At 66.1% G+C, this 26,764-nt stretch carries 23 protein-coding genes; 9 read left to right on the forward strand and 14 right to left on the reverse strand.

The genetic code is table 11. From position 1 onward, the window contains the following. Positions 1 to 85: 85 nt before the first annotated feature. From OG874_RS31505 to OG874_RS31515, 3 genes are read right to left on the reverse strand one after another with little or no spacing between them, the layout of a single operon-like run. Positions 86 to 1,321 carry a DUF6986 family protein gene (locus OG874_RS31505; RefSeq protein WP_330250712.1) on the reverse strand — a complete coding sequence of 412 codons (1,236 nt, stop codon included), beginning with the start codon at positions 1,319 to 1,321 and terminating at the stop codon, positions 86 to 88. Beyond that, a complete protein-coding gene (locus OG874_RS31510) occupies positions 1,318 to 4,335 on the reverse strand; it encodes a molybdopterin-dependent oxidoreductase (protein ID WP_330250713.1) in 3,018 nt (1,005 codons plus the stop codon). Before OG874_RS31510 ends, OG874_RS31505 begins: the two co-directional genes overlap by 4 nt. Continuing rightward, entirely contained in the window at positions 4,332 to 5,189 is an 858-nt protein-coding gene (locus OG874_RS31515; RefSeq protein ID WP_330250714.1) for an FAD binding domain-containing protein, read from the reverse strand. Before OG874_RS31515 ends, OG874_RS31510 begins: the two co-directional genes overlap by 4 nt. 714 nt (positions 5,190 to 5,903) lie before the next feature. Between OG874_RS31515 and OG874_RS31520 the strand changes: the two genes are divergently transcribed. Then, positions 5,904 to 6,641 carry a 2OG-Fe dioxygenase family protein gene (locus OG874_RS31520; RefSeq protein ID WP_330250715.1) on the forward strand — a complete coding sequence of 246 codons (738 nt, stop codon included), beginning with the start codon at positions 5,904 to 5,906 and terminating at the stop codon, positions 6,639 to 6,641. Continuing rightward, positions 6,634 to 7,866 carry a M20 family metallopeptidase gene (locus OG874_RS31525; RefSeq protein WP_330250716.1) on the forward strand — a complete coding sequence of 411 codons (1,233 nt, stop codon included), beginning with the start codon at positions 6,634 to 6,636 and terminating at the stop codon, positions 7,864 to 7,866. Before OG874_RS31520 ends, OG874_RS31525 begins: the two co-directional genes overlap by 8 nt. A gap of 10 nt (positions 7,867 to 7,876) precedes the next feature. Here the strand turns inward: OG874_RS31525 and OG874_RS31530 are convergent, their stop codons facing one another. Next, positions 7,877 to 10,765: a tetratricopeptide repeat protein gene (locus OG874_RS31530; protein ID WP_330250717.1), complete on the reverse strand. Its 2,889-nt coding sequence runs from the start codon at positions 10,763 to 10,765 to the stop codon at positions 7,877 to 7,879. A gap of 239 nt (positions 10,766 to 11,004) precedes the next feature. On the opposite strand from OG874_RS31530, the gene OG874_RS31535 reads away from it, so the two are divergent. Then, a complete protein-coding gene (locus tag OG874_RS31535; protein WP_330250718.1) occupies positions 11,005 to 11,364 on the forward strand; it encodes a hypothetical protein in 360 nt (119 codons plus the stop codon). Positions 11,365 to 11,466: 102 nt separating this feature from the next. Here OG874_RS31535 and OG874_RS31540 read toward each other — a convergent pair whose 3' ends face one another. The 4 genes from OG874_RS31540 to uraD are packed head-to-tail and all read right to left on the reverse strand — an operon-like array spanning position 11,467 to position 14,564. Then, positions 11,467 to 12,828: an 8-oxoguanine deaminase gene (locus tag OG874_RS31540; RefSeq protein ID WP_330250719.1), complete on the reverse strand. Its 1,362-nt coding sequence runs from the start codon at positions 12,826 to 12,828 to the stop codon at positions 11,467 to 11,469. Between the two features lie 5 nt (positions 12,829 to 12,833). Then, a complete protein-coding gene (gene pucL / locus OG874_RS31545) occupies positions 12,834 to 13,742 on the reverse strand; it encodes a factor-independent urate hydroxylase (protein ID WP_330257503.1) in 909 nt (302 codons plus the stop codon). A gap of 4 nt (positions 13,743 to 13,746) precedes the next feature. After that, complete coding sequence (gene uraH, locus OG874_RS31550) at positions 13,747 to 14,064, reverse strand: hydroxyisourate hydrolase (RefSeq protein ID WP_330250720.1); 318 nt, start codon at positions 14,062 to 14,064, stop codon at positions 13,747 to 13,749. Further along, on the reverse strand, positions 14,061 to 14,564 hold the full coding sequence (uraD, locus tag OG874_RS31555; protein ID WP_330250721.1) for a 2-oxo-4-hydroxy-4-carboxy-5-ureidoimidazoline decarboxylase: 504 nt from the start codon (positions 14,562 to 14,564) through the stop codon (positions 14,061 to 14,063). Before uraD ends, uraH begins: the two co-directional genes overlap by 4 nt. A gap of 141 nt (positions 14,565 to 14,705) precedes the next feature. Between uraD and OG874_RS31560 the strand changes: the two genes are divergently transcribed. Further along, entirely contained in the window at positions 14,706 to 15,314 is a 609-nt protein-coding gene (locus OG874_RS31560) for a nucleotidyltransferase family protein (protein ID WP_330250722.1), read from the forward strand. A gap of 14 nt (positions 15,315 to 15,328) precedes the next feature. Then, positions 15,329 to 16,369, forward strand: coding sequence for an XdhC family protein (locus tag OG874_RS31565; protein WP_330250723.1), 1,041 nt, complete (start codon positions 15,329 to 15,331; stop codon positions 16,367 to 16,369). 2 nt (positions 16,370 to 16,371) lie between these two features. Here OG874_RS31565 and OG874_RS31570 read toward each other — a convergent pair whose 3' ends face one another. From OG874_RS31570 to OG874_RS31590, 5 genes are all read right to left on the reverse strand, one after another. Beyond that, on the reverse strand, positions 16,372 to 17,463 hold the full coding sequence (locus OG874_RS31570; RefSeq protein ID WP_330250724.1) for an ABC transporter substrate-binding protein: 1,092 nt from the start codon (positions 17,461 to 17,463) through the stop codon (positions 16,372 to 16,374). 78 nt (positions 17,464 to 17,541) lie between these two features. After that, positions 17,542 to 18,279 (reverse strand): ABC transporter permease, encoded by a 738-nt coding sequence (locus OG874_RS31575; RefSeq protein ID WP_442943445.1) that lies wholly within the window; start codon positions 18,277 to 18,279, stop codon positions 17,542 to 17,544. 318 nt (positions 18,280 to 18,597) lie between these two features. After that, positions 18,598 to 19,344 (reverse strand): ABC transporter permease, encoded by a 747-nt coding sequence (locus OG874_RS31580; RefSeq protein ID WP_330250726.1) that lies wholly within the window; start codon positions 19,342 to 19,344, stop codon positions 18,598 to 18,600. Between the two features lie 182 nt (positions 19,345 to 19,526). Beyond that, the gene (locus OG874_RS31585) at positions 19,527 to 20,339 is read right to left on the reverse strand and encodes an ABC transporter ATP-binding protein (RefSeq protein ID WP_330250727.1); all 813 of its coding nucleotides are present in this window, start codon (positions 20,337 to 20,339) and stop codon (positions 19,527 to 19,529) included. A 226-nt stretch (positions 20,340 to 20,565) separates the two neighbouring features. Next, positions 20,566 to 23,019, reverse strand: a complete 2,454-nt coding sequence (locus tag OG874_RS31590; RefSeq protein WP_330250728.1) for an FHA domain-containing protein — start codon at positions 23,017 to 23,019, stop codon at positions 20,566 to 20,568. A gap of 692 nt (positions 23,020 to 23,711) precedes the next feature. On the opposite strand from OG874_RS31590, the gene OG874_RS31595 reads away from it, so the two are divergent. Next, positions 23,712 to 24,419: a 2'-5' RNA ligase family protein gene (locus tag OG874_RS31595; protein WP_330250729.1), complete on the forward strand. Its 708-nt coding sequence runs from the start codon at positions 23,712 to 23,714 to the stop codon at positions 24,417 to 24,419. Here OG874_RS31595 and OG874_RS31600 read toward each other — a convergent pair. Then, a complete protein-coding gene (locus tag OG874_RS31600; protein WP_330250730.1) occupies positions 24,416 to 25,663 on the reverse strand; it encodes a helix-turn-helix domain-containing protein in 1,248 nt (415 codons plus the stop codon). The two genes, OG874_RS31595 and OG874_RS31600, sit on opposite strands and share 4 nt — an antisense overlap. A gap of 233 nt (positions 25,664 to 25,896) precedes the next feature. Here OG874_RS31600 and OG874_RS31605 point away from each other — a divergent pair, with 233 nt between their 5' ends. From OG874_RS31605 to OG874_RS31615, 3 genes are read left to right on the forward strand one after another with little or no spacing between them, the layout of a single operon-like run. Beyond that, the gene (locus OG874_RS31605; RefSeq protein WP_330250731.1) at positions 25,897 to 26,088 is read left to right on the forward strand and encodes a hypothetical protein; all 192 of its coding nucleotides are present in this window, start codon (positions 25,897 to 25,899) and stop codon (positions 26,086 to 26,088) included. After that, positions 26,088 to 26,411, forward strand: coding sequence for a hypothetical protein (locus OG874_RS31610; RefSeq protein ID WP_330250732.1), 324 nt, complete (start codon positions 26,088 to 26,090; stop codon positions 26,409 to 26,411). Before OG874_RS31605 ends, OG874_RS31610 begins: the two co-directional genes overlap by 1 nt. Continuing rightward, positions 26,404 to 26,652: a hypothetical protein gene (locus OG874_RS31615; RefSeq protein ID WP_330250733.1), complete on the forward strand. Its 249-nt coding sequence runs from the start codon at positions 26,404 to 26,406 to the stop codon at positions 26,650 to 26,652. The genes OG874_RS31610 and OG874_RS31615 overlap by 8 nt, the downstream gene beginning before the upstream one ends. Positions 26,653 to 26,764: the final 112 nt, after the last annotated feature.

Here is a 26,764-nt window from a genome sequence, read left to right on the forward strand (position 1 = left end):
CCGATTGCCCCGCGCCGCCGTCGAATAGCCGATGCCGCGCGAACTCACAGTGCCACCCCGTCGTGGCTTGTTGTATGGCCGCATCTCACACGGCTTCCTGCGGAATCGGCGCGCGGGCAACCAATGCGCGCAGCACGTCAGGGGTCAATACGGGTGCGAGCGAGCGCAGCTCGTCGGCGGTGCGGGCACCGCAGTTCACGCCGCGTAAGACGGTGGCCGCCAAGGCTTCCGCGGTGGCGGGCTCATCCATTACGCCACCGGAGCGCCGATCGAGGTAGGCGACCAAACGCGGGACCGCCACATCGATCGCCTGCCGGAAGAACTCGTAGGTGGCCAGCCAGCGGGTGATCAGGTGGCCCGGGTGCATATCCCAGCCCTGGTAGTAGCCCAGGCGCAGCGCCCGGCCGACCAGCCGATGATGGTTGCGCAGTGCGGCTTCGGGATCGCGGTCCGGGACGATCTGGGTGGAGCCGTCACAGATCCACACGCCGGTCTGGGCCGCGGCCACCTGCATGACCGACTTCGCATAGTCGGCCGCAGGGTGGTCGAGCGCCTGATCGGGCGCGGCGATGCCACAGGCGGCCGTGTAGTCGTAGGTGCCGAAATGCAGTGCGCTGCAGCGACCTTCGGCGAGCGTCAGCATCTTGGCGATCGGGACACTGCCGTCGGCGGCGATGATCGCCTGCGGGCTCTCGATCTGCAGTTCGAACCGCAGCGTGCCCGCAGCGAGGCCGGAGCCGCGCTCGAAGCCCTCGCACAGCGCCACGAGTGCCGAAGCCTGTTCCGCCGCACGGATCTTCGGGACGGTGAACACGAAACCCGCTGGCACACCGCCTGCCGCATCGAGCACCAACTCGAGGGTGCGCAAGGCGCGGTTGCGTTCGGCGCCCGCCAGGCCCTTCATCCGGATGCCGAGACTGGTCGGCCCACCGGCTTGCTTCGCCCACTCGGCGAGCACCGTGCCCGCATTGGTCGCGGCCTTGTCCTCTTCGGCGTCGGCGCGGAACCCGTAGCCGTCCTCGAAGTCGATGCGCAGATCCTGGATCGGGTGCCGCTCGAGCTGTTCGCGTACGGCAGGCAGCGCCTCGGTGCCGTCGAGTGTGGCCAGCAGGTCGTGGTGGCGGTCGAGCAGCTCAATCGCCGCCGCACCCCATTCGGCGGGGGTTTCGGCGGTCGCGCGGTCCGCCGGCACGTAGGCGGTGTGGATCGGCTGGATCCGGTCGTCCGGGCCCGGATACCGGGTGCGCAGTTCGGCATCGACCGTGTCGAGTATCGCGTCGATGCGGGCGCGGACGTTCTCGGGTAGCCGTATGGCGCTCACCCTGGATCTCCTTCCTGAAGGGCTCGCCAGATCCGGTCGGCCGTCATCGGCAAACGGGTCTGTCGTACCCCGACAGCATCGCGGATCGCATTTGCCAGCGCGGGGGCGACCGGATTGTACGGGGATTCGCTCATCGACTTGGCACCGAGCGGGCCCAGGTCATCGGCGGTTTCCGCGAAGTAGACCTCGGTGCGCGGCAGATCGGCGAGCTGCGGGATGTGATAGTGCCGCAGCGTCTGGGTGGTTACCACGCCCTGTTCGGCACGCATGTCCTCGTAGAGCGCGGTGCCGATGGCCTGCGCGACACCGCCCTCCACCTGGCCGCGGCACTGCACCGGGTTGAGCACCGTGCCCGCGTCGGCGGCCTGGACGGACTGCAGGATGCGCACCGAACCAGTCTCCGGATGCACGGCGACCCGGAAGGCCTGCACATTGAAGCTGACCGAGCGCGGGCTGCCCGCGTGCGCACCGTGCCCGGACAGTTCGCCATCGGCCAGGAGTTTGGTGACCCCGATGAGCCGATCACCGCAGCGGACGCCCTCGGGATCCAGGACGCACTCCGATTCGGCTCGACCGGTCAGCTTCGCCGCGCGGACCAGGATGTGCTCGCGCAATGCAACGGCCGCGGCATAGGAGGCCCGGCCCGCGACCGTGATGCCGGTCGAACCGAAGGCGCCGGTGTCGTGGCCGACCACATCGGTGTCCGACTGGCGAATGACGATGCGGCGCACATCGGTGTCCAACGCCGTTGCCGCGAGCTGGGCGTGCACCGTTGTGGTGCCATTGCCGAATTCCACTGTGCCGACCCGGATCTCGTAGCGCCCGTCGGGGAGCAGGGTGGCGGTCGCCTCGGACCGGTGGCCGCGCGGTGGGATGGTGGCGATCATGGCCAGCGCCATGCCGGTGCCCACCCGCCAGTCCGGGCCGGGCGCGGGAACACTATTGCCGCGCAGCAAGGCTCGCTCGGTCAGGTCCAGGCATTGATCGAGGCCGTAGCTGCCGAAACCCAGGTCGCTCTGGTCCACTTCGGCGCCGACGAAGGTGTCGCCGGGAACCACGACATTGCGGCGGCGGAATTCGAACGGGTCGATGCCGAGTGCGCGCGCGAGTTCATCCATGGCCGACTCGACGCCGAAGATGATCTGACCGAGGCCGTAGCCGCGGAACGCGCCGGAGGGAATGTTGTTGGTGTAGACCGTCTTCGCGTCGACGCGTTTGTTCGCGCAGCGATAGACCTCAACGGATTCGCCGACGCCGTGGAACATCACGCCCGCACTGTGGTTGCCGTAGGCACCGGCGTCGGCGAGCACGTCGATCGAGAGCGCGGTGAGCAGGCCGTCGGCGTTCGCGCCCGCGGTCACCGCGACTCGCATCGGATGACGGCAAGTGGCGCTGGTGAATTCGTCGGATCGGGTGAACTCGTACTGCACCGGTCGCCCGGTTCGCAGCACTGCCAACGCGATCAGATCCTCGGCCAGCATCTCCTGCTTGGCGCCGAACCCGCCGCCGACCCGCTTGGCGAATACTCGCACGCGTTCGCGTGGCAGTTCGAAAAGCTGGCACAGTTCGTCGCGCACCAAGAACGGCACCTGGGTGCTGCAGCGAATGACCAGCCTGCCGTCCTCGTCCAACCAGCCGATCCCGCCGTGGGTTTCGAGGTGCACGTGCTGGCCGCGCGGTGACTGCCACACGCCGCTGACCACGTACGCGGCTCCGGCCAGCTCCGTCTCGATATCGCCGACCTCGCCGTGTACCTCGGCGACCAGATTTCGATCCGCGTCGGCGATCCGGGCCGAATCCGGCTTTCCGGCGTGCAGTTTCGGAGCGTCTGGAAGCAGTGCGTCGGCCGGATCGAATACCGCGGACAGGACGTCGTATTCGACTTGTAGCGCGCGGCAGCCCGCGCGGGCGATATCCAGGCTGTCCGCGACTACGGCGGCGACCCGCTGGCCGACGAATCGGACCGTGCGATCGAGGACATAGGTGTCATCCGGGTCGTCGGCCCGAAGTTCGTGGCGCGCAGTCGAAAACGCGATATCAGGAGCGTCTGCGTAGGTGAATACCGCATGCACGCCGGGTAGCGCCTCGGCCGAAGTGGGATCGATCGACACGATGCGCGCGTGCGGATGTGGGCTCTGGAGGACCGCGATATGCAATGGGGCCGTGGGCGGCGCGACGGAGGCATCCGCAGTGGGTGCCGCATCCTGTGGAGCGACGTCGAAGGTGAACGGTTCAGTGCCCGTGACGATCTGGGGTCCGGCGGGCGCACCGATGCTGGTGCCTGTCTGTCCGAATGCGGTGTGCTCCGCTGAAGTGACATCGTGCGCCGGGGCCTGGCCGACCGCCGCGCCGGTGCCCACTGTCGTACCGGAACCGACGGTCACACCGGGGCCGGCGGTCACACCGGGACCGGCGGTCACACCGGGACCGGCGGTCACACCGGGGCCGACGGTCACACCGGGGCTGATCGGCGACTCGGCCGTACTGCCGCGAACTCGCCTGTCCGCCGAGACCGCATCCTGATCGAGTCCGACGGTCGCGGCGTCGCCGAGTGCATCGGCAGAATCCGGGCGGGCAGTACCGGTCAGCGCATCGGCGATCGCGCGATAGCCGGTGCAGCGGCACAGGTTTCCCTTCATGAGCTCGGGTAACGCTCCCGCATCCGGGGCCGCCGGTCCGCCGCAGCCGAGGCCCGCGGCGGTGACCACCATGCCCGCGGTGCAGAAGCCGCATTGGAAGGCGGCGGCGTCCATGAATCGCTGTTGAACCGGATGCGGCTCCTCGACGGTGCCGAGGCCGGAGGCGGTGGTGATGGTGCGATCGGCGGCACGGTAGGCGGGAATGACGCAGGAGTGCACCGGCACACCGTCGAGTTGAACCGTGCAGGCGCCGCAGTCCCCCGCATCGCAACCCTTCTTCACGGCGAAGACGCCCTGTTCGCGCAGCAGCGTGCGCAGGCATTGACCCGGGCGCGGCTCGGCCCGCACGGTCTTGCCGTCTACCTCGAACTTCATTGCGAATCACCGACTTCGGCGCGTAGCTGCGCGGCCACCTCCCGCGCCAGCACGCCACTGACGTGGCAGCGCCAGTCCGGTGCCCCGTGCGGATCGTCGAACCACAGTGTCGGATCGATCGCCTGGATCGCGGCCGACACTTCGGAATCGCTGGGCGTCGCATCAAAATCCAGCACAACGGGTCGGCTGGTGGCGGCGGTGACGGCGAACGCGCACCGACCGTCCACCTCACGACGCCCCATGACGACCGCCCCCGAACGGCCGAGCGGCGCCAGCGCAATCTTCCGGAAAGCAGTGCGCGCGAACAGACTTCGCGTCGGCACGGTGATCGATCGCAACACCTCACCCGTGATCAGCACGTTACGCCCCGGCCCGACAATGAACTCCCGCAACGGAATCCGCCGATCGGTACCATCCGGCGACCACACCAGCGCCACACCGTCCAACGCCACCAACGCCGCCGCCACCGCGCCCGCAGGCAACGACAGACACAGGTTCCCGCCCACGGTCGCGGTCCGCCAGATCTTGTGTGACGCGACCAATGCTCGACACGCCGGCGCGAACAACCCGGTCCCCGGCCACTCCGTCCGCAAAACCTCCACCCCCAGCTCCCGCCCCGGCACAGCCCCGGCGAACTCCGCCAACGTGCACGTCGCGGCGATTTCCAACCCCTCGGCAGTCGCCGTCAACGCGGGCCACCCCAGCCCGGTGATATCGACCAGCCGATCCAATCCGTCCTGCGGTTCGGAGAACAAAAACGTCCCACCCGCGAGCACTGCACACGACCCGCCGACGAAAGCCAGGTCGGCCCGCTCCCGCGCCACGACAACATCTCGAATCGTGTCCAGATCCACGCCACACCTCGCTCCACTGACCGCTGCCGCCACCCTAGAATCCGAGCGTTGCGGCAACATTTCACAACGCCCGCCCCAGATTGCGCGGCGGTAACCACACCGGATTCTTCTCTATCCTCGCTCGAGCACTAAGCGCAGGTCAGCGGCGGTCCGGTTATGCGGTTTCGCGAGGTACACGGGTGTTATTGATCACGGTGTCGCCGGCGGTCTCGTTATTCACGTACCAGGCGAATAACAGCCCTGCGAACTCGGCGCAATCCCACCGGCGCAGGCTACGAAACCTGGCCCGCCGCCGCACCGGGAGGCACGGACGAGGAGCGCCGCAAACTCAGCCGCTCACTATTCGGCCCTGCAGTGCTATGTCTACTCGCTGAACATCGCACAGCGGATCCGCGATCCGCACGGTGAGGCGGATGCTCTGCGCGCGATCGGCCAGGTAGCCGCCGAAACTGGTGACATCGGCGAGGCCCGGCGGCTGTCGGCGCGAGGGCTCGAACTCTATGGCGAGATCGGCGTGCGGCGCACGGCCCGTCGGCGACCGTCGGCTTAGCCGTTCGACACGGTGTCATTGGTCACCGCAATGCTTGATATGCCGGGATTTGGCATTATCTTCTAGCCGCGCGACTCAGCACTTCCTTCGCCGTGGTCGCGCCACTTCGTGCATTGAGCAACCACACCCTCAGTCGGAAGGTTCCGGCCATTAACCAGCACCTGGTGCCCGAGATCAGCGCCGATCTCGAGTCCTTCGCGCCCCGCACCCGAACCGGGGCTCCTTTCTGGCGGCTCGCCGAGAGTGACTTCGACCTGTCCCCCGATGAGCGCTCGGTACTGCAACGCGCGTTCCATGACTCGACCGCACTGGACCAGTGGCTACCGAACGGCGAAACCTATCGCCGACGAGCCTATGGCAGCTACACGCTGTCGGTCCGCGACATGACCTTCACACCGATCGACGAGCCACCGCCCTATATGCAATCGACCGAGGTCAATCCCCTGGTCGGCGGCATCGAACGCCGATTCAGGCATATCGAACCCAGCCATGCCGCGACCGAGCCGACCAGGAAGATCGCGGCAGTCGTCGCCCGGTCCTTGGCGGCGGCAGGCGTGCTGTCGGCCGAACTGACTCCCGAGGTACTGGTCGATGCCCACTACATGGCCATCACCGCACCTGGTGAACCGGCACCGGAAGGCAAACACCGCGATGGCCTGATCGCCGGATCGGCGCATTTGATCGAGCGGCGAAACCTGAAGAAGGACACCGGAATCTCCTCCATCTACGACGGAGCTCATCCGGACATCGAACTGGCGGCGTTCGAGCTGCAGCGGCCGCTGGACTCCTATGTCTTCGACGATGCGCGAGTCCAACACTTCACCAGCAGGATTCTGCCGACCATGCCCGATGTGCGGGCCTATCGAAATGTGCTGCTCCTAGGATTCAGAAGACGTGACTGACTCGATCGACACATTGATCGGCGGACTGGACCGCTTGCTCCCCGAGGACGAGCTCGTGCACATCGCCACCGAACTCGCCGCTGTCCCCTCGTTCACCGGGCACGAGACGGAGTTGGCGATCCATATCCGGAAACTACTCGCGAACAACAGTATTCGAGCCTTCGAACAAGAAGTGCGGCCCGGACGACGCCAGACGATCGGACTGCTCGGCGACCAGGACACTGCGCCGGCGCTCATGCTCAACGGGCACTTGGATATGGATCCGTTGGGGCGCGAACACCCGGACGACCCGTTCACGGCACAGCGTCGGGGCGATCAGCTGTTCGGGGCCGGTCTGCACAATATGAAGAGCGGCCTCGCCGCCATGCTCGGTGCGGCGATCGCCGTGCGCCGCAGCGGAATTCCGCTGCGTCGGCCCTTGCTGCTCGAGTTCGTGGTCGGCGAACTCCAGGGTGGCGTCGGTACGAAATACGCGCTGGCAAGCGGGCTGACGGCCGACGCCGCCGTGGTCCCGGAGCCCTATTCGGTTCGTCGAGTCATCACCCGTACCGCGGGGGTGCACAAGTTCGCCGTGGTCGTCCGGGGTCACACCGCCCACACCAGCCGATTCGACGAGGGCGTCGATGCGATCGCGGTACTGCGCAGGGTGCTCGATCTCCTCGACGAGACCGATCTCGGCTTGCGCGATGCCGCCTTTCCGCCGCTACCTCGGGTGCAGGTGGCCGGCCTGCTCGCGGGACGTGGTGAGTCGCATGATCTTTCGGGTATTTCCTACCTCGCCGACAAGGCAACGGCGCTCATCGATCTACGTTATCCACCGCCTTACGAACCCGAGGATGTCGCCGCGGCCATCGACGCTGTCCTCGAGCACCTCCGCCCACGATTCCCCGAGGCCCAGATCGACGTGGAGCATCCGATCGACCCACAGTTCCGCGTCGGCGGCACCGATATGCCGCCGATGGACATGTCGCCCGACTGCCGGCTGGTGCGCGATATCGCCGAACTACTGCCCCGGGTCTCGGATTTCGACGTCGAGGAGACCGGACTGGCGCTGCCGTATTCGTACTGTGGCAACGACACCACCCACCTCAGCCGGGCGGGCATCGAATGCTGTCTGTTCGGACCGCGCGGCACCACCCCCGATACCGAACATCACGTACTGATCAGTGAAATGGCCGCCTGTGCCCGCACGCTGGCCGCCTTGGCGGTTCGCCGCTGCGCGTGACCCGACCGGATCAGTCACTGCGCATTCGGATTTCGGAGGCGATCTGTTCGCCGTGTCGCACACCGGTGCTCTCATAGAGCACCAGCGCCTGGGACAACAACTGCTCGGCCAGTTGCGCCTGCCCGGTCTTGACCGCGACCGTGGCCCGGCCGCGCAGCGCATCGGCCTGGCCCAGCGGATCACCGATCCGCCGGGCGACGTGCTGGGAATCCTCGTAATACCGTTGCGCGTCCCGGTATTCGCCGAAGTGCCGTTCGATATGCCCGAGCCCGCGCAGCGTATCCACCTGGCTGAACGGGTCATCGATCTCGACCGCGATATCGTATGCCTGCTGGAACATGCGGCGGGCCTTCTCGTAGTCCCCGGCCTTGCGCGCGATATTGCCCAGCCCCCACAGGGTCCACCCCTCGCCGTACCTGTCGTGGATGTGGCGGGCGATCGACAACGCTTCCTCGAAGTATCGCCGCGCCGTAACCTGTTCTCCCACCAGCCTTTCGATATGGCCGAGCCCGCGCAGCGCGTCACCTTCCAACTTCCGATGGTTCATATCCTTCGCGATACCGAGCGCCTTGCTGTACAGGTCCTTGGCCTCGGTCTGCTCACCGAGTCGGCGGATGACCTCGGCCAGGCCCCATTGTGCGGTAGCCACACGAACCGGGTCGCCGATATCGTCCGCGATGCGCAGCGCCTCCTCCGAGGTGAGGCGAGCGGTTCGATAGTCGGAGGCCGCCCGGGCCACCTGCGCGCGCCCCTGTAGTGCATCGCATTCGGTTGGCCGATTGCCGATCGCTCTGGCCAGCTCTAGTGCCTGATCGAAGTAGTCGCGCGCCCGCGCGTGATCGCCGGTACTTCGGACGGCTTGGCCGAGTTCGCACAGTACGGCGACCTCGGTATGCCGGTCGCCCAACTCGCGGGCGATGGCCACGGCCTGTTCGAAACCCGCGCTCGCCGCCTCATGATGTCCCATCAGCCGGTCGACTCGGCCGCGCCCCACCAGCGCCCAGGATTCGGCGCCGCGGTCGCGGACCTGTCCGGCGATGGTCAACGCTCGTCCGAAGAGTCGATGGGCCAGTGACCACTGTCCGGTGCCGGACAGATGCGATGCCAGCCGACGCGCCAATTCCGCTGCGTCCGTGGATGGTTCGGCGGCCTGCACACAGCCCTGCAGCATTTCGCGTTCGCGCGTGAGCCAGGCGCGCGCCTGTGTGGCGTCCTCGGATGGATTCCAGAGATGTTCGCTGCCAGCGGGATCGAAGATCTGATGGGTGCTCGCCCGGCGGGCCACCGCGAGACTTTCGTGGACGAGCCGATCGATCACCGCCGCGTGCTCCGCGGGCGAATCCTCGCGCTCGGCGTGCATCCGCGCGCACCATCGCGTGAGATCGTGCATCCGATAGCGCCGGCCACCCGGCCCGCCGGAGGCCGGATCCAGAAACCCGGCCTCGAAAAGCCTGCGCACCACCATCATTCCGTCGCCCAGCGGCACCGAAGCCATCGTCGCCATGGCTTCGGCGGTGATCTCCGGCCCCGGGAACCAACCCAGCAGACGCACCGCCCGTTGTTGTTCGGGATCCTGCAGGCGCTGATAGGACATCTCGAAGGCCGCGGCCAGTGACTCGTCCTCGGCCGCGAATTGATCGAAGAGGTGTTCGGCGGCCGAGTCGGCCGAGCGCCGGTACACCGCGGCCTCTTTCATCCGCGCGGTCAGATTCGCGATATCGGCCGCGCTGTCGGCCAGCATGTCCGCACCGTGGTGGGCGATCTGGCCGCCGATCAGCCGGATCGCCAAGGGAAGTCGGCCCGCCGTTTCCAAGATCTGGCGGACCGCGCGTTTGTCATAGCCATCGCGGAGGTTGCCTAGTTTGACCAGCAGCTCCTCGGCTTCGTCCCACTCCATCACCTCCAGCCGCAGTGGCGCGGCACCGGCGAGGCCGGTGAGTTTGCTGCGGCTGGTGATCAGGACGAAGCAGCCGGGTGCCTGTGGGAGCAGGTCTTTCACCTGTGCGGTGTCCAGGACGTTGTCGAACACGATCAGCATGCGGCGTTCGCTCATCGTTGTGCGCCAACGGTTCGCGCGCCCGGCCAGGTCCATCTCGATGGTTTCGCGAGCGACGCCGACCTGTAGCAGTAGTTGCTCGAGCACATCGATGGGTTCGCGTGGATCGCGGCCGAGGGTGTAGCCGTGCAGGTCGACCCAGATCGTGCCGTCGGGATAGTGGCGACCGAAGGCCGCGACCGCGTAGCGGGCCAAGGCGGTCTTGCCGATACCGGTCAGTCCGTCGATGACGTGGACGGCAACCGCGCCGCTGCGCAGGTGATCGGTTACCCGGTCGTGCAATTGGGACTTCGGGCCGTCGCGACCGGTGAAATGCGGCACCTCGGCGGGCAGGTCGCCGCCCGCGGGCACCGGCAGTCGGCCGATGGAACGGCGGGCGAGCGCTTGGTGGTACTCCAGCCGTTCGTGTTCGGGCATATGCGCGAGATCCGCGACGTCGACGAGTTGGTCCCAGGTGGTGCCGTAGATGGTGGCGAGATTCTTGAGGACGCGGACCGTCGGGCGCACGCCGTAGGGACGCTGCGGTTCGCCGTCGAGGATGACGCCGTCGCGGGTGAAGGGCCACGCCTCGTATTCGGAAATCCGGCTCGCCTTCATCGCCGCCTTGGCATTGTCGGTGAGTTCGTTGTAACGCTCGGCGACCATGCCCTGGGTGAGCTCGTTGGCATAGCGCCACGCGGCTCGCGGACGATATCCGCGCTGACGCAGTTCCGCGGCAAACGGTTCCAGCAGTTGATGATCCGTCAATCCGAGATCGGCCAGACGATCTCGCAGGCGTCGTCGATCCTCTGCGCTGACGGTGCCTGCGGGACGTGGGCCGGCCTTGCGGCCTGCTCGATCCATCGCCCACCCTCCCGCGCGCGATTTCCCCGGTCTCGCTGCTGCGTCCACACTAGAGAATCGCAACGCTGATTGTGATTAATTCCTTGGTATCAGCCGTATTTCCGCTGGTCAAGTGAGTCTGCCGGAGTGAAGAAAGCACTTTTGCCGCTGGGATCGCGACACGCCGAGACGAACTGACATCGTGGAGGGCAGCAACTGAACACTGTGACAAGTCGCCCCGGCTGAAAGGGGTTCGCGCGATGACGATTACGACCACGCAGTGGCTTATCACCAGCGACGTGGCACACGAGGCGGCCTTCCGGATCGATGTGCCCGAATCCGGCCGGGGCACCTGGATGCTGTCCTATCTGCCGACCGATCGCCGACTGACGCGAGCGCAGGCACTGACGGGAATGGTGGTGGCGGAGATGATCCTGATGGATCAGCTGGATCCCACCGGCCGCTTCGACCTGGAGATCGCCGAATTGCACGCCGCCGAACTCGGTCTGACGCTGCACGAGGTCATGTGCCTACTCGCACTGCGGGCGCGGATCGGATCGGCGGACGAGACGGCGTCCGATCCGGCCGATCGCATCGAACACGCGGCGGCCAGCGCTTAGCGCCGCCGAAGACCAACTGGCACTGCGGGTTAGCGCCGGACCCGCAGGGACCCCGCGGTCGCCGTCCCGGAGGGGTCGACGGCGGCCGCGGGCCGAGCATGGTTATCCGGCCTTCGCGACCAGTGCCGCCTGTGCCCGAGCGACCTCGCCGCCGACCTTCTCCTCGTCGACCGTGCGCACCTCGCCATCGCGAACCACCTCGCGCCCATTGACGATCAGTGCGGCCAGCGGCGGCGCCGAGCCGAGAATCAGCGCGGCCACCGGGTCATCGATGCCCGCGTGTGCGGGCGTATCGAGCCGCCACAATGCGAGATCGGCCAGCTTGCCCGGTTCGATCGAACCGATCTCGGCATCCCGTCCGAGTACCCGCGCACCGCCAATAGTGGCCAGCGCCAAGGCCATTCGGGTGCTGATCGCACGTGGTCCGCCCTTTGCGCGCGCGTAGAGCAGCGCATTGCGCGGCTCCTCGATCATCGAACTGGACTCATTGCTCGCCGCGCCGTCCACACCGAGGCCGACCGGAACTCCGGCGGCGATCAGATCCGCGGTCCGCGCGATGCCCGCGCCGATCCTGGCATTGGAGGTCGGGCAATGTGCCACTCCGGTACCGGTTTTCGCCATGGTGGCGATGGCGTCGTCGTCCAGGTAGATGCCGTGCGCGTACCAGACGTCCGAGCCGAGCCAGCCGAGCTGCTCCAGGTACTGCGCTGGTGTGCACCCGAATTTCTCCGCGCAGAACTCCTGCTCGTCGGTCGTCTCGGCCAGGTGCGTATGCAGACGGACGCCGAGATCGCGTGCCAGCACCGCGGATTCACGCAGCAGATCGGTGCTCACCGAGAACGGTGAGCAGGGTGCCAGCGCGATCCGCAACATCGAATCGAAGGACGGATCATGCCAGCGCGCAACGGCATCCGCGCTCGCGGTGAGGATGGCGTCGAGGGTCTCCACCACATCGTCGGGCGGCAGCCCACCCGAACTCTGCCCCAGATCCATCGAGCCGCGGCACGGATGGAAGCGCAATCCGACATCGGCCGCCGCGGTGATCTCCGCGCCGAGCAGATCGCCACCCGCGCGCGGGAAGACGTAATGGTGATCGGTGGTCGTGGTGCAGCCGGTGCGCGCCAGCGAACTGAGCGCACCGGTCGCGGCGACCCGCACCGCCTCCTCGTCGATACCCGCCCAGATCGGATAGAGCGTGGTGAGCCATTCGAACAGCGTGTTGTCCGCCGCCAGACCCCGGGTGATCCATTGATAGAGATGGTGGTGGGTGTTCACCAGGCCCGGCGTGAGCAGGCAGCCGCGACCGTCGATGCGGTGCGCATCCGTACCGGGATCGGGCGCGTCGCCCGCACCGACCGCGGTGATCCGGTTCCCGGTAACCGTCACATAGCCGCGCCGGTACTCGGTGCCGTTCGGGTCGACGGTCGCCACGGCGCACCCGTCGATAACCGTCGTTGTCGTCATTGCGCCTACGGTATCCATGCCGGCCCGGCTTCCGGTGCATCTTCGCGCTGCACGGTGGCGTGAATGAGTCCGTAGGGCCGGTCGGCGGCGTGGTACACCTCGCCGTGATTCTCGATACCGAATCTGCCCAGGTCGTAGTCGAAGTGATGCTTGTTCGGCGCGGCCAGCCGGATCTCGGCGAGCACCGGATACGCCTCGAGCGCGGCCTTGCCCATTTCGAACAGTGTTTGTTGCAGGGCCTTCGAGTGCTGCGTCGCGAAGACCTCGACCATCTGCTGCCGGACACCGGAGTACACCGCGTCCCAATCCACCCCGATCGTGGTGGCGAAGCGCCACTGTACGACGAGGGAGGTCGCGAGCATCCGGTCGTGTGTCGGCGCGAGCACGGTGAATTCGTCGGAGAGGAAGTCGGCGAACTCCGAGCCGGTCGATTTGAGGATCACCAGATCCTTGACCCCGCCGATGACCCAGGCGCGCTGCGCGTCACCCTTACCCGCGACAGTGACCGTCGCGGTCCGCACCTCGGGCCCTTGCCGCACCCAGGTGTAGTCGTGCTCGCTGCCATCGACGGTGACCCGCTGCCAGGCATACTCGTCGACCTCGATGCGCGCGCTGTCGACCGGTGCGGTCTCGTCGACGAAATGCGCGGCCAGCGCCAGCGCGTAGTCCTCGATCGGTTGCAGACCCGGCTTTTTCGCATACGCGTAGGCGGTCTGCTTCTGGGTATCGGTGGGCAGCACCTTCGACTGATCACCGGAGACATAGGCATCGGCGAAATCGCCGCGCAGCACCGTGGATACGTTCACATCGCGGATTTCGTGGCGCGCGTCGTCCCGGTAGATCCGGACGATGCGGTTCTCCGCCTTGCCGTATCGGTTGTCCGACAGCATGATCGGCCCGGTCAGCTCCATAATTGGCTCAGCTTCCTCGATAGGTGGAAAAGGCGAAGGGCGACAACAACAATGGGACGTGGTAGTGCCGCTCCTCGATGACGACGAACGTGACGGAGACCTCGGGGTAGAAGGCTTCGACTGCGCGCTGCGCGAAGTAAGCGCCGGTGTCGAACACCAGCCGATACGTTCCCGGCGGCAGTGCTGCACCGAGCGCGGCGATGCGGCCGTCGGTATCGGTGGTCCCCGCACCGAGCACCTCGGCGTCTCGATACAGCGTCACCGCGATACCGGTTGCGGGCGCACCCGCGACGGCGTCGAGCACATGCGTACTCAACGAACTCATGCCGGATCACCCAGCAGTCGCCCCAGCCGAATCCGATTGATCTTCGCCAATTCCGTTCGCATAACCCGCCTTTCGGTCTCGGGATCATTGCCGAGCCGGGCGGTGAGTAGTTCGAGCAGCTCGTCTCCGGACTTACCGGTCGCGCACACCAGGTAGATGTGGCCGAACTTCTCCTCGTAGGCCAGATTGCCCTCGGCCAGCGCCACCCGCACCGTATCCGCGGCCCCGGCCACTCCGGCCTGCTCGCGCGCCGAGGCCGCGGTATCAGGCCGTGCGCCGATGCGCGGATGTCCGTCGAGCGCGCGATCGATCTCTTCCTCGTCCAATTCGGCCAGCACCGCATCGGCGGCTTCGCACAGGGCCTCGACACTGGGGTACGGCCGTCCAGCGACAAGTGACCGAGCCCAGGCCGGGGAGGTGCAACAGGCGAGCAGGGACTCGACGGCCGCCGTCTCGGGCAGCGCGTCGAATCCGGCGAGGCCGAGCCCGTCGTATGTCATCGGACCAGCATCGAATACGACTGCCCTGGTCGCCACTCAAAAGAGATAGATCACTGTCGGCGTGTCGCCGAAAACATGCGGTTTACCCCACGCCATCTTTGGGAAACCCGCTGGCTACCACGCGGGACTACCGTCTTACTCATGGCTGTTTCCCACAGCGAAGCTCTCGACCCGGCCGGGCCCCCTTGCGCGGGCATCGTCTTGGCCGCGGGCGCGGGCACCCGCTACGGAATGCCCAAGGCCCTGGCCGAAGGCGGCGCCTGGCTGCGCGCCGCGGTGACCGCGCTGCGCGATGGCGGCTGCGATCCGGTGATCGTGGTACTCGGCGCGACCGGACCGTCCCCGGCGGCCGTCGATCTCCCCGACGGCGTCGAGCATGTGTGGGCGGCGGATTGGGCGACCGGGCTCGGCGCATCGCTGCGCGCGGGATTGCGGGCCGTTGCGCGGACCCCGGCCCAGTACGTCGCGATCATGCCGGTCGATACCCCCGATGTCGGCGCGGATGTCGTCGCCCGCGTCACCGCCGCCGCCTTCGCCTCGCCTACCGGCTTGGCGCGGGCTGTGTTCCGCGCCACACCCGGACATCCGGTTGCGATGTCGGATAAGCATTGGACCTCGGTATATCAAGCAGCTGTAAGAGATTCGGGCGCACGCACCTATTTGACAGGGAATGACGATATGGTGTGCGTCACGTGCGACGATTTGGCGACAGGCGATGATCGTGACTTCCCGGCCACGCCGCACGGGTGAGCGGAGCTGAACAGATGCGCGACATCGTCGACGACCTATTGCGGGTGTGGCATTCTGGCCGGACCGGAGGCCTGGCCACCGTCGTGCGCACCGTGGGTTCGGGGCCGCTCCCGGCCGGCACATCGATCCTGGTGGACGTCAATGGCGCGGTCTACGGATCGGTCCTCGGCGGCACTGTGGAAACGACCGTGATCGAGGCCGCCACCGAGGCCGCGCGCACTGGTAGACGCGGGCTGCACCGCTTCGGCGTTCCGCCGGGCGAACCGGGTCTGGACTCCGGCGGCATGCTGGATGTCTTCGTAGAACCGTTCTCGCGCCGGGACTTTCCTGAATTCCCCACCGTGGCCGCCGAAATCGCCGCACACCGCCGGGTTACCGTGTTCACCGTGGTATGGAATCCGGACCCGGATCTGATCGGGCAGCATCTGGTCACCCCCAAGCGACACGCGACCGAACTGGTCGCGCTACCTGACTCCGATGTCTTCGTCGCCTCGTTCCCCCCGCCGCCGCGCCTGATCATCTTCGGCGCCAACGCCTTTGCCGCCGCGCTCACCGTGCAGGCCAAACTGCTCGGCTATCGCGTCACCGTCTGCGACTCCCGCGACACCTTCGCGACTGCCGAGGCCTTCCCGGGCGCGCATGTGGTGGTCGACTGGCCGCACCGGTACCTGAACACCCTCTCGGCGGCGGGCGAAATCGATAGCAGCACCGCGATTGTCGTGCTCGGCCACGATCCGAGATTCGAGATCCCGTTGCTCACCGTGGCACTGCGGCTACCCGAGCTGGGTTACCTCGCCGCGAACGGATCCTGGTCCGCGCACACCCGGCGCATCGAAGACCTGAAGGCAGGCGGCTTCGACGACGCGACGCTCGCCCGCCTGCACTCCCCGGCCGGCCTGGATATCGGGGCGCGGACCGCCCCCGAGGTCGCCGTCTCGATCGTCGCCGAACTGCTGGCCGCCCGGTCCGGTGGGACCGGGCGGCAGGTCGCCGTAGGTTCGGAAACCACACCGGAGGTCGGTGAGTTCTCCACCAAAGCCTCAGTGGCGCTTTAGCGCTACTTCAGCCCGGGGTTCTCCGCGTACACCTCGCGCAACACCGACAGGTCGAACAGCTGGTCGGCCTTGATATCGATCTTGGCGTTGCGCAGCGCGGCGATGTTCTGCTCGATCAGCTGATCGGTCATCGTCAGCAGGCCGTTGGCGGTCGAATCCGCGGAGACCACGAGGCCGTTCTGCGCGGTCGCCTCCTTGGTCTGCTCGGCCAGATCGAGCTTCTGGTCCTTGCCGTAGACCTCGACGGCAAGCCGGGCGGATTCGGCCGGATCCGCGACCGCGTCCTTCCAGCCCTTGATCTCGGCGATCAAGAAGGCCTTCAGCTTGTCGCGCTCGTTGTCGATGGTGGACTGCTTGACCGTGAGGGTCTCGGCCACCAGCGGCAGGTTGTAGTCGGCGAAGAGGAAGTTCGTATTCTCGAATCCCTTGGCGGACAAGGTGATCGGCTCATTGGTCACATAGCTGACCCAGCCGTCGACCTCGCCGTTGGCCAGCGGCGTCGGATCGTATTGCGCGGGCACGATGGTGACATCGCCCGGCTTCAGGCCATTGGCGGTCAGCAGCGCGTTGAAGATCAGCTGGTTGGTGTCCTGCACACCGATCTTGCGGCCCTTCATATCCTGCGGGGTCTTGATCGGCTTGGCGGCGGAGCTGACGATACAGAACGGGTTCTTCTGGTAGGTGGTGGCGACGATCTTGGCGGGCAGGCCCTCCAGAATCGCGGGCGCGGTGGTCTGCGGCGCGGAGGTGCCGAGCCAGACCTTGCCGGTGTCCAGGCCCGCCTCCACCGAGGTGCTCGCGGCGCCGCCGGCGATCAGGTTCACCGAACCGAATCCGGCCTCCTTGTAATAGCCCTTGGCGTCGGCGAAGTACTCGCCCGCGAATTCGATGTTCTTCAGCCAGGAGAGCTGGATCGCGACGGAACCGTACTTGGATCCGTCCGCCACCGAGCCGCCCGACGAGTCTTTCGAATCATCGCCACACGCGGCCAACAGGCTCGCACCGCCTAGTGCGGCGCCGGCCAGCGCGGAGTAACGAAGCAGGGATCGCCGGTTCAGGTTCGGCCCGAACGAAGAGCGTTGCACGGGGGTCATGCGCCGAATCTAAGGGGATTCCGTTTCAATTTCTTTACTTTGACGTTCCGAAGCATTGATTTGCGAAAAACTAACCGATCAGCGGCGGCCTGCCTCGGGACCGAATCGCGCGAGCACCAGATTTTCGACGACGCCGACGATCGCGTACAGCAGTACCGAGACGATGGTGACGATCACGATCGAGGCCCACAGTTTGTTGTATTGGAACGTCGGGATGGCCCGAATCAGACTGGCGCCCAGACCGGTTCCGCTACCGAGCCACTCGCCCAGCAATGCGCCGATCAGCGCGCCGGGCACCGAGATCCGCGCCGCGGCGAAGACCGAGGGCAACGCGGCGGGCACGGCGACCATGCGCAGTGCGGTCCAGCGTGAGCCGCCGTACGCGGCCACCAGATCCATCGCCTGCCGCGGTGCGTTGCGCAGCCCCGCCATGATCATCACCAGCGCCGGGAAGAACACCACGATCGCCGCCAGCACCGTCACACCGGCCAGTCCGCGCCCGAACACCAGCACGATGATCGGCGTCAGCGCCACCAGCGGCACCGACCGCAACAGCATGGCGACCGGCAGGAACGTCTGCTCGACCACCGAGAACGTGACGAACAGCGCGGCCACGACCAGCGCCGCCAGCATGCCGAGGCTGAACCCGATCGCCGCATCGCGCAGGGTGATCTGCAGATCGTCGAAGATCGCCTGCCGCGCGGCGTGCGCGCCCGAGGAGTTGAACAGGTACTTCCACACATCGCTCGGCGTCTTGCCCACGCGCGGCCCGACCTGCGGGAAGGCCTTCAGGAAGATGTACCAGATCACCAACATCAGCAATAGCGCGGTGAACAGCGGAAACAGGAAGCGGCCGAGTCGGCTCAGCACGTTGAGCAGCCCGGCGGCAGCACCGCGTTGGGGCCGCGTACTCGCCACGACGGGCGGCGGTGCGGCGGCAGTCACGTCGTCCATCGGCACAAGTTCGTCAGTCATCGCACTCCTCCAAACGGGCACCGCGGCGGCGTGCGCGGTCTCGCCCGACGCGCGCTGTTCTGCCCGCCGCGCACCCCCCGGCTCGACGCGCGCCAACTTGTTCCATATGGCCGAATTCATCGGGCGATTGCGCGCGCGTAGCGCCAATCTGTGCGCGGCTCATCTCGACTCCTGCGCGGTCCACGGGGTGACAAGTCGAGCGCCGAGCGCGACGATCGCGTAGCCGAGCCCCGCGAGCGCGGCGGCGGCCAGCGCCATGCCCCAGGTGCGCGGCACGTTGTATGCGGTTTGCGCGGCCGTGAGCGCGACGCCGATACCGCTGTCCACGCCGCCGAGGTATTCACCGATGATCGCGCCGAGCACGGCCGAGGGTGCGGCGATCTTCAAGGCCGCGAACATATTCGGCAGCGCCGCGATCGCCTGCACCCGATACAGCTGCTGCCAGCGACCGCCGCCGTAGGCGCGCACCAGATCGAGGCTGGTGGCATCGGCCGAGCGCAGTCCGGTGACCGTGCCGACCATCGTGGTGAAGAAGCAGTACATCGCCGCGAGGAAGACGGTCGGGGTGCGCCCGCCGAAGACCACCAGGATGATCGGCCCCAGCGCGAGCAAGGGAATGCAGTAGCTGAGGATGGCCAGTTGTGTTGCCAGCGGTTCGATCCAGGGGATCAGCACGATGAGGAACGCCAGCCCGATGGCCAGCGCATTGCCCCAGACGAAACCCTTGAACGCGCCGAGCGCGGTGATCCGGAAGTTGGGGCCGTACAGATCCCAGCCGTCGGTGTACATCGTGTGCAGGACGGTCCACGGACTCGGGATCGTGCCGCCCGCGACCTCCATCGCGGCCAGCACCCACCACACCGCGACCAGCCCGAGGACGCCGAGCAGTCCACCGATCCGTTTCATGACGCGCCCCCTTGACGGCGCTGACGGCACACCATCGACGGTCGTGGCTGATCATGTCCGATCCGCTGCCACCCCGGGCGTGCGTGGGCCAGACATCTGGTCAGGTCATGCGACCGCGGTTCTCGGCTGTCATTCATGCCCGCACCTCACGGACCGTTCCAGTCGGGCGCAATGGCGATTGCTCATGCGACACCGCCCTTGCCGGACTTCCCGAAGAGCAACTCCGACAGGTAGTCGTGCAGCTTGTGGAACTCGGGTGTGCGCATCATCTCCGGCGTGCGCGGGCGCGGCAGGTCGATCTTCACCAGCTCGAGCACCCGGCCCGGCCGCGGGCTCATCACGGCGACCACATCGGAGAGGAACACCGCCTCCGCGATTCCGTGCGTGACCATCAGCGTGGTCGCGGGCTTCTCGGTCCAGATCCGCAGTAGTTCCAGGTTCAGTCGCTGCCTGGTCATATCGTCGAGCGCGCCGAACGGCTCGTCGAGCAGCAGTACGGTCGGCTTCACCACCAGTGCCCTGGCGATCGAAACCCGTTGGCGCATACCGCCGGACAGCTGCGCCGGTTTGGCCTTCTCGAAGCCCTCCAGCCCGACCAGCTGCACCAGATCCGCGATCAGCGCCGGATCCGGCGAGATGCCGGCGACCTGCAACGGCAGCTTGATATTGGATTCCACCGAGCGCCACGGCAGCAGCGCCGAATCCTGGAACGCGATGCCGAGTTCGTGGCGGCTGCGCAGTTGGGCGGGCGTCTCACCGTCGATGAGTGTCTTACCCGCGCTCGGCGTCTCCAGTCCGGCCAGGATGCGCAGCACCGTCGACTTGCCGCAGCCGGATGGGCCGAGCAAGGAAAGGAACGCACCCTGTTCGGTATGCAGATCCACCGCATCCAGCGCCTGCACCGTCTTCCGGCCGACCCGGAATGTCTTCGTCAAACCGCTGATGTGGATGCCCGTCCCCCCGATGGACTCCGCTGTACCGCTCGCCGTGCTCATGGTTGAAACCCTAGGAGTCCGTCATTGCACGGATATTGCGAATCGCGACCCCAGATTGCGCAATCGTTACGCGGGCTCGGTCAACGTCGCGCCGGACTTGTCACACAGATCACCTACAAAGCGCAACGCGTCCACCGCACCACCAAGCGGTCCAACGATTGTGTCAAGCACTGATCTAAGCGCCGTTGACCTGTGGAAGGCAGCCGACCGGCTCGCGTCGCCGGCGTCAAAGCCCCGCGCGACGGGCACCACGGCGGCGTGGACGCAGCTGGTACAGGCGGTACCAGGCCAGCGCGAGGAAGACGGCCCCTAAGCCGGCGACGACTCCCATGTCGACCAGCCACGTGCCTAGGGTGTGTTTCCACATCGGGTCGGGTACGCCCGTATGCGGTGTGAGGGTGTCGAGATCGAGGGTGGCGGCTCCCGCACCGAATCCCCAACGGGACGGCGATATGTAGGCCAGTTGCTCCAGAACGGGTGTGCCGGGGAGCCGCACCAGCCCGCCGGTGAGCACCAGTTGTGCCATCGACAGCACGATCAGCAGCGGCAATGTCTTCTCCGAGGTGTTCACCGACGCCGACACCAGCAAGCCCAATGCCAACGATGTGATGCCGAGCAGCGCCATCGCCAGGATCAGCTCCAGCTCGACTATCGTGAAAAGCCCCTTGGACGGCATATCCACATTGATGGTGCCGATCACGACCAAAACCGCCGCCTGAAGGGTGGTGATCACGCCCAGGACCAGCAGTTTCGACATCAAATAGACCCCCGTTGACAGGCCTGCCGCGCGTTCTCTGCGGTAGATCGTCTGTTCCTTGACGATCTCGCGAATCGAGTTGCCGGTGCCGACGAAGCATGCCGCGAATGCCAGAATCATGAGCTTGGTCGGGGCATCGACGTTGGATCCCGGCGCCCCGGCGAATCCCTCGCCCGACGGCACGGCAGCGATCAAGCCACCGAGCAGCAGGGGCATCACACCGAGCAGCGCCAGATAACTTCGGTCCGAGGCGATCACCGCCAGATATCGCCGGCACAACGTACTGAGCTGGGCAAGCTTGGACTGCTGCGCGGGCGGCGGCGCCGGTGGGTGCACTTCGGCTGGGCCGACATCGTCGGTCAGTCCGAACGCCACGTAGTTCTCGAAGCGTGACGACTCCCGGAACTCACCGGCCCAGTCGCGCTCGTCCTCGCGCTCGAATGCCTGGAACACCTCCGCCCAGGTGCGCTGTGCGAACTGCTGCAGCCCCTCCGCGGGCGGCCCGTAATAGGCCAGCCGACCGCCGGGCACCAGGACCAGCAGGCGGTCGCAGGAATCAAGATTCGCGACGCTGTGCGTAACGACGATGACGGTCCGCCCGTCGTGCGCCAATTCGGACAGCATTTCCATGACCGTCTTGTCCAGGCCCGGGTCGAGGCCGGAGGTCGGTTCGTCGAGAAACAGCAGGGACGGTTTGGTCAGCAACTCCACTGCGACGCTGACGCGTTTGCGCTGGCCGCCCGAGAGCCGATCGATGCGGGTATCGGCGTGCCGGGCCAAGCCGAGCTCGGTGAGGACCTCGTCGACCCGCTCCTCACGCTCCTCGCTGCGCGTGTCACCGGGGAAGCGCAGCTCGGCCGCGTAGAGCAGCGCGCGCCGCGTTGGAAGCTGGTTGTGCAGGATGTCCTCCTGCGGGACCAGCCCGATGCGGTGCCGGAGCTCGTCGTAATTGGCGTACAGGTCGCGTCCGTCGTAGCGGACCGTTCCCTCCGTTGCCGGCCGCAACCCGGTGACCGCGCCGAGCAGCGTCGACTTGCCCGCTCCACTGGGCCCGATGACCCCGACAAGCGAGCGCTGCGAGATGGGGAAGCCCACCGCGTCGAGGATCACCTTGCCCTCAGGTGTCCGCACGGTGAGGTTCTGCACCGAGACCGACACGTCACCGGTGTCGACGAACTCGCGCAGCTCATCGCCGACGAGCCGGAACGTGGTGTGCCCCATGCCGATCAAGTCGGATTCGGATAGGTCCGCCGCGTCGACCCGGGAGCCGTTGACATAGGTGCCGTTGTGGCTGTCGAGGTCGACGATCCGGTACCGGCCGTCGCCGATCATGTGCAGCTCGGCGTGATGGCGAGAGAGCATGAGGTCATGCGCGACAACGTCGTTGTCGGTCGCGCGTCCGATCCGAAGCGTGGGCGATGTGATCCGGACGACCGCGCTGGGGTGGGCCGCCGGAGGTGACGATCGCGAAACTCGCCGAGGCAGGGCCGACTCGAACTTCGTGACCGTTGCCTCATCGTCGAGGTTGTAGCCGGGATTGGGGACGATCATCGTGTCTCCACCGACATCGCCACCGGACTCGTGGCCGGGTGATGCTTCCACCGAGCAGACCAACTGCTCGCCATCCACGGCGTGCCCGAGCTGGAATGTCTCGTCTCGGTCGATCACCATCCGATCGAAGCGACGGCCGGCGAAAAAGGTGCCGTTGAGGCTGCCTGCGTCCTCGATTTCCCAACCGTCCGCACCCCGCTCCAGAACGGCGTGCAACGAAGATGCGCGCGGATCGGTCACAACAATGTCGGCGGCCGGATCGCGACCGACATTATATGCGACCCCGGCGTGTAGCCGATAGACGCGTTCCCTCGTCTGCACCACAAGAACCGGCGCCTCGGGGAATTCCGTGGAGGACGATTCACCCGCCATATTGCGAGTATACGACTGCGCCGCACTGTCGCCGCAATAATCGGCCACCCCCGCAATCCTGTCGCCGCGTCCGCCCGCCTCCGGCCTTGTGCTCTCCACCGCGTCAACCGGCTGGAACCAGGATTACCAGCACAAACCGACCCGACCGGCACAAAGGCAACCACATCCGGGCCCGTGGAACCCGGCGCCCGACCGCTGAAATGGCCACCTGACCACGCCAGACGCAGGAAATCATGATCAAATCCGAAATCCGAATCCGAGCAGGCCGATACGATCTCCGGACGAAAGATCGAGGCTAATTTTCCCAATTTGTTCCCGTGGCGCACCGAATTCTGCCACTTGCTCAGATTTCATGCCGTTGGTAGTTGTGTTGTACCGATTTGCCTCGCCCACCATCAATTTCGGCGGTGGCGTCTGCCAAACTACAGATTCAACCATCGAAGTGGTACAGCACTGAAGAGGTGGCGGTGGTCCTCCGTGTGGACCAGAGCTGGTGTGCCGACTCGAGAGTCGGGCGCATCCGTCCAAGTTCGACGTCCGGCGACTTCGGTCTCATGGCATCTCGGCGAGCTCTCACGCATTTCGCTTACCCCGTCACCCGGGCCGGACGACACCTACTGAGCACGCCGGTCCTGGCCGTACACTCGCCGTCGAAAGCGTCACACTGATTCGAGGGAGACCCGGCCGCCCGTATGAGCGCCACGTCGAAACGTCCGTTCCCCCCGCTCCCGCCTGCGTCAACGTCGGAAGCCGCCAGCATCCGCAGCAACGACTGGTCCGCATTCAAGGAACTGACCTCACTCGAAGATCACTGGACCCTGAAAGCATGGGCACCGGGGCGGTCTGGCTACTACTGGTATCTCACGTTCGATAATCCCGACCTGGCGGCGCTGGCGGGACAGTGCCAAAAGGCGTTGGCCGATGACGATCTCGACTTGATGCCCACCGACGGACTGCACGTAACCATGATGGGCGTCGGCAACGCCCAGGATGTACCCGACATCGAGCTATCCAGGATCGTTGATGCGACGCGTGAACGGCTTTCGGGATTCACCCCATTCGATATGAGTGTTGGCCCACTCGCAGGATCACGCAGCGCGATCCGGTTTTCCGTCGCACCGTGGGATCCGCTACTTGCCCTGCATCGGGCGCTCAGAGCAGCCGCATCAGCATTTCGCCCGGCCAGCCGATTGCCCGAAACATCAGAATTCCGGCCACATCTCGGAATCGCCTACATCAACAGGAAGCAGAGCCCCAACGAACTCGTCTCCGACGTCTCGGCACTCCGCCACATTCCGCCGGTAACCGTCCGAGTCGACAAGGTCGACCTTGTCGAGCTGCGGCGAGAAGGTCGCCGATATCGCTGGCATGATCGAGCGGTGATTTCACTCAACCGCTAGTGGTCGTCCGCAGCAGCGAAATCCCGTGCGGTGATAGCCCATTCACGCAAGCTGTCGAGATAGTCGTTCGGGGCCTTGCCGGGGACCGGTCCCATGATCGCGCCAAGTTCATGCGCGCGCTGCCACACCGATCGAATAGGCCGATCACGCGACGCGGCCAACGCCTCGACCCCGAGCTGCACGGACTGCTCGACGTCAGGGCGACGCTGGTGCAGCAAGGCGGCAGCGACATCCAGTTTGACCAACGACCGGCTCCACACGGAATCGGACTCGTTGACCAACTGATCGACTTGATGCCCATAGTCCAATGTCCGCCGATAACCGCCAGCCGACAGGTACGCTGTCGCCGCGTTCGCCATGAGCCTTGCCTCGCCGTACGGCGCGAAGGTCAGCGCGGGGGTGAGCCAAGGGCCGGTCTTGTGTGTAGACGCTATTGCCATCGCGGATTCGATTGCTTCGGAAACTCCGTGCGTGTCTCCGAGTTTCCCTAACGCGCGAGCGAGCCCATTCGAGTACAGCCGAATCGATTGTGGCCCAGCACTCGACAGGTCGATGCCTTCGCGCGCCAGCCGGACGGAATCCTGAAAGTCACCCTGGTAGTACGCACAGAAACTCTCCGTTCCACGTACCCAAGCCTGGAGTTCCCGGTCATTCAACAATGACGCGATTGCGAATGCCTCGCGGCAGTACATCTTTGCGTGCGCGAATTTGCCACGGTTGACAGCCATGTACGCGAGCACGCCCGACAACCGCCCGGCGATCAGATATAGACGATGCGACTGGGCGGGATGCCGCAGCTCGCGCAGCAGCGCCTCCGCCCGATCGCGCACAGCAATAGCCTCCGGAGCGAGCCGCAGCGGCCCTTCCACTTCGTAGCGGTCGACAATGTCATCGATCGCGAGCGACAACACATCGAGGACACCGTCCTCGGCATCGAGTTCGCTCAGACGTTGCATGCGATTCGCGATTGTCGTAGGACTTTCGAAACTCTCAGTCAGCACCGATGCAAACTGGCGATCCGCGCTGCCGCCAACTTCTGCGAGCGCAACTTCGAACCGCGCTAGCTGCCTGGCGTCGAGGCGCTCGTACACGGTGTCCATAGCCGCAGCAAACTGCCGAACTAACGTGATCGTCGCGCCACGCTTCTCCCACTTCCGCACGACGGCTTCCGTGTAGCCAAGGATTTCAGCGAACTCTTTCTGCGTGATCCGCAAGACCGCGGTGCGCATCGCGCGGACTTCCACACCCGTCCACCTGGTCACGATCATCGCCAGCCGCCCACCCGCGTTCGTCGGTCTGTAAAACGCCAGCGTAGAGGTTCCGTAGCGGTCGTGTGGCTTCAATCGCGAGCGAACCGGCGAGATGGTTTACATGCACCCAGCGCCAGGTCGGCAGACCCGAACTCCCTCACACAGGGACATCCACGGGTTGTCGGGCCGGGCGCACCACCAATCGTCGAGGTCCGGGGAGGTCGGCAGTGCCGAGCCGAGAGCTTCCGCAGCGTGACCCGTTCGTCGGGCCGCCAGCCGCCTATACCGGCGCTGCGGCCGATGTCGTCGAGCAGTTCGCGGACGCCGTTCGTGCGTGGGCAGACGAGCCCACCAAGTCGTCCCGGTGCCGGGGTGGCGAGTCCCCCGGCACCGGGCGTGCCAACGGAGGAGTCGCGTGATGCGTCGAGATGCGTTGCGGACCACGCAAACTCAGGATGGCCGCAAAGCTGCGGTGTGGCAGCTGGTCCGCAGTTCCCCGCGCATCCTGCGAGTCCAGCTCCCACACGAGTCGTTCACTGCCTATCGCCTGCCATCGCGCATGCCAATTCCGGACGCCCAACCGGGAACGATCCTGTTCGACGCGGACCCCGACCTCGCCGACGCACGCCAGCTGCTGGCCGAGCACAACGACCTTTGGGACGCGCTGCGCGATGACTACTGGGCCGCCCTTCTGTGCACGACGGATCTCCCGAACCCGTTGGGACGAAATACAGATGACTGAGATCCAACCTGAGCGCAACGAAATCGCCCCATCGGTGCGGGCGCTGCTCGCAGCCTTCCATGAAGACACTCCATCCAAGCTGGAATTGGCTCCTGTGGATAGCGTCGCGCTGTACCAGCGCGCGGACGGTTCGCTCTGCGAGATCGGTGCGGATGGCTGGCTCACCGAGTACGACGACCTGGATTGCGGCGAGGCAATCACCATCGAGCCCACCTCCGTTCAGGACATCGAAGAACCATGAGTCGGCGACCGAATGTGCTGCCTCGCAGACTTTCACGCACCTCGCAGACCGACTCACCGCACAAAACGCTGTTCTCCAAACACGAAGGTTTGCGAGGACGCGCCCGGGCCTG

The organism is Nocardia sp. NBC_00565 (assembly GCF_036345915.1).
Classification (GTDB): domain Bacteria; phylum Actinomycetota; class Actinomycetes; order Mycobacteriales; family Mycobacteriaceae; genus Nocardia.

Bases quoted from the DNA above. Each gene is read 5' to 3' on its own strand.
- OG874_RS31510 (WP_330250713.1), bottom strand. From the start codon at position 4,335: ATGAAGTTCGAGGTAGACGGCAAGACCGTGCGGGCCGAGCCGCGCCCG.
- OG874_RS31530 (WP_330250717.1), bottom strand. From the start codon at position 10,765: ATGGATCGAGCAGGCCGCAAGGCCGGCCCACGTCCCGCAGGCACCGTC.
- OG874_RS31535 (WP_330250718.1), top strand. From the start codon at position 11,005: ATGACGATTACGACCACGCAGTGGCTTATCACCAGCGACGTGGCACAC.
- OG874_RS31540 (WP_330250719.1), bottom strand. From the start codon at position 12,828: ATGACGACAACGACGGTTATCGACGGGTGCGCCGTGGCGACCGTCGAC.
- uraH (WP_330250720.1), bottom strand. From the start codon at position 14,064: ATGAGTTCGTTGAGTACGCATGTGCTCGACGCCGTCGCGGGTGCGCCC.
- uraD (WP_330250721.1), bottom strand. From the start codon at position 14,564: ATGACATACGACGGGCTCGGCCTCGCCGGATTCGACGCGCTGCCCGAG.
- OG874_RS31560 (WP_330250722.1), top strand. From the start codon at position 14,706: ATGGCTGTTTCCCACAGCGAAGCTCTCGACCCGGCCGGGCCCCCTTGC.
- OG874_RS31565 (WP_330250723.1), top strand. From the start codon at position 15,329: ATGCGCGACATCGTCGACGACCTATTGCGGGTGTGGCATTCTGGCCGG.
- OG874_RS31570 (WP_330250724.1), bottom strand. From the start codon at position 17,463: ATGACCCCCGTGCAACGCTCTTCGTTCGGGCCGAACCTGAACCGGCGA.
- OG874_RS31575 (WP_442943445.1), bottom strand. From the start codon at position 18,279: ATGTTGGTGATCTGGTACATCTTCCTGAAGGCCTTCCCGCAGGTCGGG.
- OG874_RS31580 (WP_330250726.1), bottom strand. From the start codon at position 19,344: ATGAAACGGATCGGTGGACTGCTCGGCGTCCTCGGGCTGGTCGCGGTG.
- OG874_RS31585 (WP_330250727.1), bottom strand. From the start codon at position 20,339: ATGAGCACGGCGAGCGGTACAGCGGAGTCCATCGGGGGGACGGGCATC.
- OG874_RS31590 (WP_330250728.1), bottom strand. From the start codon at position 23,019: ATGGCGGGTGAATCGTCCTCCACGGAATTCCCCGAGGCGCCGGTTCTT.
- OG874_RS31595 (WP_330250729.1), top strand. From the start codon at position 23,712: ATGAGCGCCACGTCGAAACGTCCGTTCCCCCCGCTCCCGCCTGCGTCA.
- OG874_RS31610 (WP_330250732.1), top strand. From the start codon at position 26,088: ATGCGTCGAGATGCGTTGCGGACCACGCAAACTCAGGATGGCCGCAAA.
- OG874_RS31615 (WP_330250733.1), top strand. From the start codon at position 26,404: ATGACTGAGATCCAACCTGAGCGCAACGAAATCGCCCCATCGGTGCGG.